Raw genomic sequence first — 12,232 nt, 5'->3', positions numbered from 1 at the left:
GATGATTAAAAAAGATGCACAGAGGAGAATGTAGAATGGCTCAAAAAACGATTATTGTTTACTCTAAACCAAATTGTATGCAATGTAACTTCACTAAAAGGTATTTAGAAGACAAAGGTGTCTCTTATGAAGTAAAAGATATCTTTGAATCAGAAGAAGCATTAAATGAAGTGAAGGACCTTGGTTTCAGTTCTGTTCCGGTTATTTCAGTTGAAGGACAAGAAGCATTTAATGGCTTTCGCCCAGATCTCCTTGATCAATTAGTATGAAAATTGTTTACATCAGCTTGACAGGCCAAACAAGAAAGTTTGTCAAAAAATTAGATATGGATTCGCTGGAATTGACGCCAACGAATCCATATCTTGCTTTAAATGAACCTTTTATCATCATCACCCCTACCTATGATAAAGAAGCAACGGACCTATTAAATGATTTTATTGAAACGGCTGATAATAAAACGTATTTTAAAGGAGTCGCAGGTGGTGGGAATTTAAATTTTGGTAAGCTTTTCGCTTTTACAGCCAAAGATCTAGCACGTGATTATCAAGTTCCATTGCTACATACCTTTGAATTCCAAGGAAACGAAGAAGACGTGGCACAATTAAAGAAAGCGGTGAATGAAATTGGATAAACCTAAATTAGCATCAAAGCCAAAAGAAGTTACGTATTTTAAGTTAAACAATGAACTGAATAGACCTGTAGATGGAAAAATTCCTTTGAACAAGGATCGCGAAGCTGTACGAGCTTATTTCTTAGAACATGTAAATCCGAATACAGTTTTCTTCTATACACTAGATGAAAAATTGAATTATTTAATTGAAGAAGATTATATCGAAGAAGAATTTTTATTAAAGTACGATAGAGAATTTGTGCGTGCTTTATTTGATGATATCTATAGCCGTAAATTTAGATTCCGTTCATTTATGTCTGCTTTTAAATTTTATACTCAATATGCCTTGAAAACGAATGATGGACAACGTTTCTTAGAGCGCTATGAAGATCGGATTGTTTTTAATGCATTATATTTAGCAGATGGAGATACTGAATTGGCAAGTAGACTTGCCGATGAAATCGTGAATCAACGTTATCAGCCCGCTACACCAACGTTTTTAAATGCTGGACGCAAAAGACGAGGAGAATTGGTTTCTTGTTTCTTGATCCAAGCAACGGATGATATGAACAGCATTGGGCGTGTGGTAAACAGTGCCCTACAATTGTCTCGTATTGGTGGAGGAGTTGGTGTGAATTTGTCTAATTTACGTGCATCTGGAGATCCCATCAAAAAAATCGACAATGCGTCAAGCGGAGTTGTACCTGTGATGAAATTGTTAGAAGATAGCTTCAGTTATTCTAACCAACTTGGACAACGTAATGGAGCCGGGGCAGTTTATTTAAATGTGTTCCATCCAGATATTGTCTCATTTCTTTCAACAAAGAAAGAGAACGCGGATGAAAAAATTCGTGTAAAAACACTTTCTCTAGGTTTAGTGGTGCCAGATAAGTTTTATGAATTGGCTGCTCATGATGAACAAATGTATTTATTTAGTCCTTATGATGTTGAACGTATTTACGGAGAACCATTTGCGTACATCGATATCACTAAAGAATACGACAACATGGTAAACAACGAAGATATACGGAAATCAAAAATCAGTGCTCGCGAATTAGAAAATGAAATTTCTAAATTGCAACAAGAGTCTGGTTATCCCTATATTATTAACGTTGATACAGCTAATCGTGAAAATCCGGTTTATGGGACGATTACAATGAGCAACTTGTGTAGTGAAATTTTACAAGTTCAAGAACCTTCTTTAATTAATAATGACCAAACTTATGAACATTTAGGAACGGATATTAGCTGTAATCTTGGTTCAACTAATATTGTGAATTTAATGAAATCTCCTAACTTTGGTCAATCGATTGATACAATGGTTCGTGCATTAACAATGGTTACCGATCAATCAAGTATTGATGCCGTTCCATCGATTAAAAACGGAAATGACAGATACCACACAATTGGATTAGGCGCTATGGGTTTGCATACTTTCTTAGCCTTGAATCAAATCCATTACGGTTCGCCAGAATCTGTTGAATTTACAGATGTATATTTTAAGTTGTTAAATTATTATACGTTAGTTTCTAGTAACGAAGTCGCTCGTGAAAGAAAAACGACTTTTTATAACTTTGAAAAATCCACTTATGCTACGGGAACCTATTTTGATAAATACATTAATGAAGCTTCTGCCTTCAGCAGCGAGAAAGTTCAACAATTATTTGAGGGAATCCATGTGCCTACTCAAGAAGATTGGACTGTTTTAAGAGAGGCCATTATGAAGGATGGATTGTACCATCAAAATCGTTTAGCGGTGGCTCCGACAGGTTCAATTAGCTATGTAAATGAAACGTCATCTAGTTTGCATCCAATCACCCGTTTAATAGAAGAACGTCAAGAGAAGAAAACAGGGAAAACCTATTATCCTGCACCTTTCTTGTCCAATGAAACAATGGCTTACTATACATCTGCTTATGATATGGATATGCGCAAAGTCATTGATGTGTATGCAGCAGCTCAAAAACATATCGATCAAGGCATGAGTTTAACGCTCTTCTTACGTTCTGAAATTCCTGAAGGTTTATATGAATGGAAAAATGGACGCACGACCAAACAAACAACACGTGACTTAAATATTTTACGTCATTACGCTTGGAAAAAAGGTGTGAAGTCAATTTATTACGTTCGTACGTTTACGGAAAATTCAGAAGAAATTGGTTCAAATGCTTGCGAAAGCTGCACCATTTAAAAGGAGAGAACAAGAATGACAACGAACTATAAAGCTATTAACTGGAATAACATTGAAGATATGATTGACAAGCTGACATGGGAAAAATTAGTTGAACAATTTTGGACAGATACACGTATTCCGGTATCGAATGATCTAGATGATTGGGCACGTCTGCCAAAAGCGGAAAAAGATATGGTCGGAAAAGTTTTTGGAGGCTTAACGCTATTAGATACGCTTCAATCACAAGATGGTGTCCAAGCTTTGAAACCTTTTATTCGCACACAACATGAAGAAGCCGTGTACAATAATATCCAATTTATGGAATCTATGCATGCAAAAAGTTACAGTGCGATTTTCAGTACGTTAAATAGCAAAGTTGAAATTGATGAAATTTTTCAATGGACAAATACAAATGACTTGTTGCAAATAAAAGCCTCAACAATCAATGACATTTACCAAAATGGAACTGAATTGCAACGAAAAGTGGCTAGTGTCATGCTAGAATCTTTTTTATTTTACTCAGGATTTTTTGCTCCATTGCACTATTTAGGAAACAATAAACTGCCAAACGTAGCTGAAATTATTAAATTGATTTTACGCGATGAATCCGTTCATGGCACATACATTGGATATAAATTTCAAATTGCTTATAACCAATTGCCTGATAATGAAAAAGAAGAAATGAAGAATTGGACGTACGAATTGCTTTTTAAATTGTATCAAAATGAAGTGAAATACGCAGAATATTTATATGATGAAATTGGTTGGACTGAAAGGGTTAAAGTTTTTCTTAGATACAATGCAAATAAAGCTTTGCAAAATCTAGGGTTTGATCCTTTATTTCCAGATACAGCCAATGATGTAGACCCTGTTATTATGAACGGTATTTCTACCGGTACATCTAATCATGACTTTTTCTCACAAGTAGGAAATGGCTATTTACTGGGAATGGTTGAATCTATGGAAACAGATGATTATGAAAAATGGACCGTTTAAACGGTTAAAAAAGAGTGATTGGCTAAATGCCGATCACTCTTTTTTTTGTGACTCGTTAGTTGCGAAATGAAAACGACTATAAATATAAATGGAAAAATCGATTAGCAGGGGGATTATAATTGTGCGGCGTTTTGGTTTCAGTTATGATAAGATTAAGTTAAAAAAGGAGATGAACCAAATGGAAAGACGCGAAATAAAGCGTACGGCAAAAAAAATGTTAAAAGGAAATTGGAAAGTAGCTATTTTAAATTTAATTATTATTTCTGTTTTAACTGGGTCAATCAGTCAGATCATACTAACTATTTTAGGAACAGGTAGCTCTCTTACGATGTTCGAATCCGTTATACAAGGAAATATGAATGAGACTGCAATTGTGACTGAACCATCCGTTACAGCTAGCATACAGACTTCGCTCGTCAGCATCCTTGTAGGATTTATTTCAAGCCTATTGTATGCAGGATATGCTTGGAATATGTTAGATATGATAGATGGTGCTAAGTTGTCTATCGAAGGCATGTTTCAAACATTTAAGCGAGACCGCATCTTTAAAACAACGGGATTGATTATTGTGAAGTCTATTTTAATTACACTATGGTCTCTATTATTGATTATACCAGGTATTATTAAAAGCTATAGTTACAGCCAAGCATTGAACTTAATGAAAGATGACCCTTCAATCAGTATTATGGATGCATTAGACCAAAGCCGCAAACTGATGAAAGGAAACAAATGGAAGTATTTCCTACTGCAACTTTCATTTGTTTGGTGGTATATCATACCTTTTATTATTTTTTCTTTGATTCTGCTAGGAAGCATGCGGACCATTGATGCCAGTGTAAAAGCTGGTCCAACTGAAAGTATCGCTCTTATTATAGGCTTTCTTTTATTATTTTTAGCAATCGTGTTGTTCGTCATTGTGATTTCTTTTTACATTGAACCTTATCGTACGACAGCACAACAAATTTTCTATCGTACGCTAACGGATGGGGATACTTATGATCCTACCCATCCAACGGATTACGCTGAAAGTAACAATCCTTATAACGATGAGTATGAAGGCAATCAGTTAAATGATACTGACTTTTAAAAATAACCAGTAATAAAAAAAGAGCTAGAACATAACAAATGTGGTTAACACGTTTAGGATGTTTTAGCTCTTTTTTTAGTCGAAAGATTAAATAACGATTTGTAGTGTATATCTTTTTGTTATTACTGTGTTATGCGCTACAATTAATCTAAGTACAAAACAGTACAAAGATTTACTTATAAAAGTATCGTTATTCGTTTTAAAATCTATCATGAATGGAGGGTAAGTTTCTTTAGAAAAAGATTATTTCTTACTGCTAAGAGTGGCTTAAGAAGGGAGTAGAGAAATATGAAAAAGTTGGGATTTCTACTCATTTTTGTGTTTTTACTAGCCGGGTGTGATATTGGAGGTTTATCAGACAAACTAACTAAAGAACTTTTATCGTCGTCTACTAGCGAAGAAACGAGTAAACGTTCAACTGATTCTAGTGGAGAAGAGTCAGTTGAGAGTGAAAGCGTTATTGAGAACAACGAACTGTTTTCATCAACACAAAAAGCATCTGATAATGAAAATCTTGAAGAGTTGCTGTTAGTTCCGCAAGCCGATGAAATAAAAAAAGGTTTGACCGTTGAAACAGACGAAACGTTAGCGTTGTTGGAAAGGTATGTCAAACAGAATCCTGATATGGGTTATGAGAATGATGTGACGATTGTTTACACCGGAGAAACCTATGGTGAAACTCCAAATCTTGCAGGAATATTTTTTATTATTAACCGAACAGATACTGCAATGGAAGATATTCAATTTACTTATACATTCGGAAAATCAGATAGTGAATTGATTTTTGATAAACAATCTTTTAAATTAGCCGCAGATAGTTTTGGTGTATTAGAGCCAAATACAGTCATGCCTTTGTACTTATTGGTCGATCCGTCTAAAGAACCTCTTTTAGAAGAAATAAATATAAATCAAGTAGTGGAAAAGATTGAAAGCTTTGATTATACGACTGCTACTAGTTTAGAACAACCAGATTCGACTAATGAATCAGCAACAGAACCCAATGAAGCGAATTTGTCGCTTGTTATTCCTAAACAAAATGCCGATAAAGGACAAACATTCGATAACAACCCTCTAATGGCTCAATTTAAGCAACTAGTCTTAGACAGTCCGTATATGGGATTCGATAATGATGTTACAGTGATGTACTCTGGGTTATATGATGAGAATGATACAAATACACTTGCTTACTTTTTTGTGATTAATAAAACGGATATCGCAATGAAGAATATTCAGTATAAATTGAGTTACGGCAATAAAAATGGTGAAATGGTATGGGATCAGAAGTATTCTATTTTGGAAGAAGAAGTATTTGGTCCATTAGAACCCAATGCAGTTCTTCCTCTTACGATGACGGTTCCAAAGGAAAAAACAGATCTGTTCTTTTCTATTATGAAAGATGATGCAGCTATCCGGCTTGATGAATTTAAATATGAAAAGCTAAACTAAATGGAAAATGCTCAGAATAAGGGTTTGTGTTTAGAAAAAAAGGGGAAGGGTGATTAAAATGAAAAAAATATTAACGCTTTTAGGAGCAGTTGTTGTGTTGGCAGGTTGTGATTTAATTGGAGGAGGAGAAGAAAAAACATCTTCTAATGAATCAAGTTCGACAGTTGTATCAAGTGAGACAATGATGAGTTCAGAAATGAGCTCAAAAATGTCTTCTGAATCTAGTATGTTTGGTACAGAAGAGTCCATGACAAGTTCAGATAAGACAAGTGAAACCACAACAGATATGGCCATTCCTCTTGTACCTCAAAAGATGGAATTAGATCAAGGTTTAACGTTAGAAAGTGATTCAGTATTACAAGAAATAGAAATGAGAATGTCTGAAACAGCTGAACTTGGAATAGAAAATGATGTAGCCATTCACTTTACTGGAATGTATTTAGGTGAAACAGGCGCTATGCAAGCTATTTTTATTATCGTGAATAGAATGGATATGGCGATGACGAATATTGACATTACAATTAGTTTTAGCACAGTCAATGGCGATGTAATTTTAGATAAATCAAAGTATAGTTTAACAGAAGACTCTTTTGGCGTGTTGGAACCAGACACAGCAATGCCAATTTATCTGGACATTCCACCTGAAAATGAAGAAGCTTTCTTCAGTACTTCAAATATGGAAGATTTAATTTATACTATTGATGAATTTGATTTTGATGAAAGATAAGAACCCAATTGTCATTTAAACTAGAAGGAAAAACCATTGAATGCAGAGATACAGCATTCAATGGTTTTTTTTGTTAAAAAAATGGGTTGAAAAAAGGCTTAATGGAATCAAAAATACACTAAAAATGGTAGGATTAGTTTAAGAAGTCAATTTATTTGAGAGGTGATGCACATTGAAGATTACCGCAAGAGATTTTTTTACTGTTCCAAATAGTCTATCTTACATTCGTCTGCTTCTAATTCCAGTTTTTATGATTCAATACCTTACAGCAGTAGAAACCAAAGATTATTATTTAGCAGGCATAATCATTGTTTTTTCAGGGCTCACAGATTTATTAGATGGTATAATTGCGCGTAAGTTAAATCAAATAACCGAGTTAGGCAAATTACTCGACCCTGTCGCTGACAAGCTTACTCAAGTGGCCGTTATCATTTGTTTGATGTCCCGATACGAAATGATGTGGCTCATTGTTTTATTATTTATAGCTAAAGAACTATTCATGGCAATAAACGATATTATACTCTATCGACAAGGGAAAAAACTCGATGGAGCTAAGTGGTTTGGTAAAATAGCTACTGCTGTCTTTTATGCATGTATGACCTTTTTGGTAGCTTTTCCATCTATTCAAACAACTACTGCAGCTAGTCTAATGATTATTACGGGCTTTTTCTTGACATTGTCTTTTGTATTGTATGGACGTGAATTTTTTAAGATGTATCAAAAATAAACTAAGCTATTCTGGAAGGGGAATTTAATGACTAATGCAGAACGCTTTATTGCCAGTTTCAATCGAATTCAAAATTATTTAAGCTTTTTAGAAAATGAACAGGAGCATAAGAAACCCTTTTATCGGTTATTAGATGATAATGAACATCGAAATACTGCAGTAAAAAAATATAAAAATGATTTGCAAATTTTTGCAGATCTCAGAAATGTTATGGTACACAAAAAATTAGTTCCTACTACTTACATTGCTCAGCCGACAGATGAAGTAGTCAAACACATTGAACAAATTGAAGAAGAAATAAAAAGTCCAGCGAAGGTTTATCCTTTATTTAAACGAGACGTGGTTCGATTCAATTTTGATGCTCAATTTACAGACGTATTAAAAACGATTAACGAAAAAAGATTCACTCATTTTCCTATTTATAAAGATAAAGAACTGATTGGATTATTAACCGAAAAAGGAATCACATTGTGGTTAGCACAGCAGCTGCAAGATGAAACCATTTTTTTAAAAGAAACTCTGGTAGAAGAGATTGTCTTAGAAGATAAAAATAAAAATAATTATCTATTTATAAAAAAAAATATGTCTATTGAGGTTGCCGCAGATTTATTGAAAAAGGATCGCCGATTGGATGCTTTATTGATAACAGAAAACGGAAAAGTCTCAGAACCACCACTAGGCATTATTACTCCATCAGATGTGTAAGGTTAACTGAATAGATTTAAGCAATGGCTATTAGTTGCTACTTAAAAATTAATGCGTTATAGTTACTTTAAGTTAGCGGATGAAGCGGATTCATTAGCTGCTTAACCAATTTTTCAGCTAATAGCTGAATCACAAGGAGGAAGAAGTAAATGACAAAAATCGGAATTATTACAGGTAGTACACGTCCAGGACGTAACAGCTTGCAAGTAGCACAATGGGTAAAAGGATTAGCGGACCAGCGCGGAGATGCAGAATACGAAATTGTAGATATTGCAGAGTTTAATCTGCCTTTATACAATGAACCAATTTCAGCAGCTTATAGTCAAAACTATGTTACACCAGAAGCTATTCCATGGTCAAAAAAAATAGCTGAGTTAGATGGCTATGTCTTTATAACTCCTGAATACAATCATGGTATTACATCCGCTTTAAAAAATGCAATCGATTATCTATATCCTGAATGGAACAATAAAGCAGCAGGAATTATTAGTTATGGTTCGTCTGGTGGAGTTAGAGCTGCAGAAGCTTTGCGAGTTGTTCTTGCTGAATTACAAATTGCCAGCGTGCGGACTCATCCTGCAATGTCTTTATTTACAGATTTTGTAAATATGAATGAATTCAAACCTGCAGACTTACATGCAGCTTCAGTAACAACTTTATTAGATCAAGTTGTTGCATGGTCAACAGTACTAAAACCGTTAAGAAATAATGGGTAACTTTAAATCAAAATCTACAGCTTTTAACTAATGAAGTTCCAATCGTTAAATTGGAAATGATAACGCTTTATTGTTATAATAAACATGTAAAGAAGGACAAGGTAAAATGTCTTCTTTATGAAAGTCAAAACTTCATAGAGTGGCTAAGTTTCTAAAATAGAATCAGTCGAGTTTGAAGTATCCAAAGCCCATACGATGAAGAAAATCATGGGCAAAATTAAAGTAATCTAGCAGAGCAAGAACAAGATGTGAGCTGTTAGAATAGAGTTGAAAAATAGAAACTAGCTACAAAATGAAAAAGAGAGTCTCTGTTAAGATAAGAGACTCTTTTTTTGTCTCGAATTATTTGGATGCATAAAAGCACTATACTTTTTAATGTTGATAGATGAATTTAGATAATGCTTAACACTTTAGCGGTTAAGCGGTGTTTGAGGCTTGAAAAATCTTAAGACTTTAGGCTTAAGACGGTACCCGGGCTCTTACAAGCAAATCCGTCTATTCCGAAAGAATTTTTAGAAGCAGCTACACTATTTGACGAAGATCCTGCATAAAGGAGTCCAATCCATAATGTCATTAAGCAGTCAGGTAAGTTATTAATTGTTTCCCTAAAGATAAGCTTATCTTTTGACTTGTTTGCGCTTACATGGTATATTGTATCTATAAAGAGAGACATGCACACGGTAAGAGAGCATGACGCTCTTTAGTGGAAGCTAGTGAAAGTAGCTTCTAAGACAAGTAGCCGAGTAAAGCTATATTGTCTAAGCTCAATCATTTAGTTGATTGCAATGCTGTCCCCATTCTAAATGAAGATCAATCAGAAAGACTAAATGTTTGAGCACATATATACTAGCATGTAGCTCTAGTTATCAAAATGATCAGCCTATGTAGATGTTGATATCAAAGATTGATTAGAGCCATGCTATTTGTTTTAAAAGAAAGACGTTCTGATTTCTAGAGTGTCTTTCTTTTTTTGAAATTGTCTAAAATAGCGGCTCTATACTTTTTAGTGTTGATAGATGAATGTAGTACATGCTTAACATTCTGGAGGAATAGGATTGCTTGTAGCCCTGTGAAGTATTCAATGCGAATTATACAGCATTAGCGCTTTAGCGATTAAGCGGTGTTTGAGACTTAAGAACTTACCAGGGCTCTTACAAGCAAATCCGTCTATTCCGAAAGAATTTTTAGAAGCAGCCACACTATTTGACGAAGATCCAAAATAGCCCAACGATTATAAACACCTGTATAGCAGAACAGTTGACAGTCAACTAGTCTTAATGGTATATTTATCTCGAAATGAAGATGTTTTTTTTTGAAGTAATTTATTAATTATGCAAAATCAGAAGGGTGAATAAGTAGATGAATGATACAGAAAAAGCGCTAAAAACATTAACAGTATTGCTAAAATCTTCTTCAAGTGTACAAGATGTTGTAAAAAAAGATATGACTAAATATGGCGTAAACCCTACCGAATTTTCAGTTTTAGAACTTCTTTATAATAAAGGAGATCAACCTATTCAATATATTGGCAAAAAAATATTATTAGCCAGCAGCAGCATTACTTATGTAGTAGATAAATTAGAAAAGAAAGAATTCATTAAGCGTACGCCCTCAGCTACAGATCGCCGCGTGACAAATATTTCAATCTCTGAAAAAGGAACAGCTTTTATGCAAGCTACTTTTCCACAACATGAAAAATTGATTTCAAATTTATTTCATGTCCTTAGTGAAGAAGAAAAAACAACCTTAATAGCATTGTTAAAAAAAGTTGGGTATCATGCGAGCACATTTAAGTAAAAAATAGCTGGTTAAGAACGTTAAAAGCAAGAGTATTGCCCATCCTTCATTTCTTGTGCTTCATTTTATTGCTAAAATATGGTATAATGGTTTCTATTAAGAGAATTTACTGAAATACGCTCAAATAAGAACCAAAGAAATGAGGGGATTTACATGGGGAAAATTATTACCGAAGAAATTCAGTCTTTAGTTGAGGTTGAACTTCGCAAAGGTGCTAGCAAATCAAGAATTGCGACCCTTTTAGGCGTACCATATGATGAAGCAATCGTTATTATTGATGAAATTAAAGCTTCTTTTAGACCTGATGTAGGAGATAGAATTATTTTTTCTTTCAGAGACGAAAAAATGGCTGGAACAATTATCAAATTATTGAATAATAGTGCCGTTGTTGAAATTTATTGGGACAAGTCTTCTGATAAAATGAAAGATATAATGGAAAGTAAAACTATTGTTAACTTTAAAGATATAGAAGAGTTTGTATCTGTTGAAGCGGAATAATAAAAAAAAGAGTTGAGACAATTTTGTCTCAACTCTTTTTTTCGTAAAGAATAATCAATGAAATGGAGTGCTTTTTTGAAATTTAAAAAGTTTATTTCAGGAAAAGTACTTTGATAGTCAAAATATTTATTTAATGATTTATCCTTGATACTAAAGAGTTTCATTATTTTTTTTAAAAATAATGAGTTTTTTTTCTTGACACTTCTACCAAAAAATAATATAGTTTGATGGTCAAACAATTTGATGTTCAAAGTAATTAACTTGTTTGCTAATTTGAAAGAACGGAGGAGTTGATGTGGACGAATTAATTCCTGAAATTAATTCTTACTTAGTAACGATTTTTAACGAAATTATGACTATTGAAGAAGGTGCTCTGCAAAGCAGCACATTTAAAGATATTTCAATAAAAGAAATGCATACTATTGAAGCTATTGGAATGTATGGTATTCATACAACAACAGAGGTTTCAAAAAAATTAGCCATCACTGTCGGGACATTAACTGTTTCCGTTAACAACTTAGTGAAAAAAGGATACGTTGAACGTATTCGAAACGATAATGATCGACGAGTTGTGAAGTTAGGGTTAACAAAAAAAGGCCGACTCTTATATCGTCTTCATGATAAGTTTCATCGAGATATGGTTAAAGAAACGCTTGAAGGTTTAAATCAAGAAGAGGCAGAAATGCTAATTAAAGGCTTAAAAAATCTTCATGTTTTCTTATACCGTACAAAAAATAATCTATAAGAACA

The 12,232-nt window shown here is 33.8% G+C and carries 13 protein-coding genes; all 13 read left to right on the top strand.

Annotation, left to right across the window (positions count from 1 at the left end):
- Positions 1-35: 35 nt before the first annotated feature.
- The 13 genes from nrdH to fabT all read left to right on the top strand — a co-directional run bounded on the left by nrdH (position 36) and on the right by fabT (position 12,227).
- Positions 36-269 carry a glutaredoxin-like protein NrdH gene (gene nrdH, locus BP18_RS00525; protein WP_029276426.1) on the top strand — a complete coding sequence of 78 codons (234 nt, stop codon included), beginning with the start codon at positions 36-38 and terminating at the stop codon, positions 267-269.
- Positions 266-631 (top strand): class Ib ribonucleoside-diphosphate reductase assembly flavoprotein NrdI, encoded by a 366-nt coding sequence (nrdI, locus tag BP18_RS00520; protein ID WP_029276428.1) that lies wholly within the window; start codon positions 266-268, stop codon positions 629-631. Before nrdH ends, nrdI begins: the two co-directional genes overlap by 4 nt.
- A complete protein-coding gene (nrdE, locus tag BP18_RS00515) occupies positions 618-2,801 on the top strand; it encodes a class 1b ribonucleoside-diphosphate reductase subunit alpha (protein WP_051669208.1) in 2,184 nt (727 codons plus the stop codon). The genes nrdI and nrdE overlap by 14 nt, the downstream gene beginning before the upstream one ends.
- Before the next feature lie 15 nt (positions 2,802-2,816).
- On the top strand, positions 2,817-3,779 hold the full coding sequence (gene nrdF / locus BP18_RS00510) for a class 1b ribonucleoside-diphosphate reductase subunit beta (protein ID WP_007724695.1): 963 nt from the start codon (positions 2,817-2,819) through the stop codon (positions 3,777-3,779).
- A gap of 178 nt (positions 3,780-3,957) precedes the next feature.
- A complete protein-coding gene (locus tag BP18_RS00505) occupies positions 3,958-4,866 on the top strand; it encodes a DUF975 family protein (protein WP_035019579.1) in 909 nt (302 codons plus the stop codon).
- Between the two features lie 288 nt (positions 4,867-5,154).
- A complete protein-coding gene (locus BP18_RS00500; protein WP_007724698.1) occupies positions 5,155-6,312 on the top strand; it encodes a hypothetical protein in 1,158 nt (385 codons plus the stop codon).
- 58 nt (positions 6,313-6,370) lie between these two features.
- Positions 6,371-7,039, top strand: a complete 669-nt coding sequence (locus tag BP18_RS00495; protein ID WP_007724699.1) for a lipoprotein — start codon at positions 6,371-6,373, stop codon at positions 7,037-7,039.
- 172 nt (positions 7,040-7,211) lie between these two features.
- Positions 7,212-7,766 carry a CDP-alcohol phosphatidyltransferase family protein gene (locus BP18_RS00490; protein ID WP_007724701.1) on the top strand — a complete coding sequence of 185 codons (555 nt, stop codon included), beginning with the start codon at positions 7,212-7,214 and terminating at the stop codon, positions 7,764-7,766.
- Between the two features lie 27 nt (positions 7,767-7,793).
- Complete coding sequence (locus BP18_RS00485) at positions 7,794-8,471, top strand: CBS domain-containing protein (RefSeq protein ID WP_007724702.1); 678 nt, start codon at positions 7,794-7,796, stop codon at positions 8,469-8,471.
- Between the two features lie 149 nt (positions 8,472-8,620).
- On the top strand, positions 8,621-9,187 hold the full coding sequence (locus BP18_RS00480) for an NADPH-dependent FMN reductase (RefSeq protein ID WP_007724704.1): 567 nt from the start codon (positions 8,621-8,623) through the stop codon (positions 9,185-9,187).
- A 1,359-nt stretch (positions 9,188-10,546) separates the two neighbouring features.
- Positions 10,547-10,984 (top strand): MarR family winged helix-turn-helix transcriptional regulator, encoded by a 438-nt coding sequence (locus BP18_RS00475; protein ID WP_007724707.1) that lies wholly within the window; start codon positions 10,547-10,549, stop codon positions 10,982-10,984.
- A 153-nt stretch (positions 10,985-11,137) separates the two neighbouring features.
- Positions 11,138-11,482, top strand: a complete 345-nt coding sequence (locus tag BP18_RS00470) for a DUF2187 family protein (RefSeq protein WP_007724710.1) — start codon at positions 11,138-11,140, stop codon at positions 11,480-11,482.
- A gap of 295 nt (positions 11,483-11,777) precedes the next feature.
- The gene (gene fabT, locus BP18_RS00465; RefSeq protein ID WP_007724711.1) at positions 11,778-12,227 is read left to right on the top strand and encodes a fatty acid biosynthesis transcriptional regulator FabT; all 450 of its coding nucleotides are present in this window, start codon (positions 11,778-11,780) and stop codon (positions 12,225-12,227) included.
- The last annotated feature ends 5 nt before the right edge of the window (positions 12,228-12,232 follow it).

The sequence above is a fragment of the Carnobacterium jeotgali MS3 genome, from assembly GCF_000745125.1.
GTDB classification, from domain to species: domain Bacteria; phylum Bacillota; class Bacilli; order Lactobacillales; family Carnobacteriaceae; genus Carnobacterium_B; species Carnobacterium_B jeotgali.
Note: the sequence above shows the minus strand (reverse complement) of the source record. Positions and strands in the feature narration are given on the sequence as shown.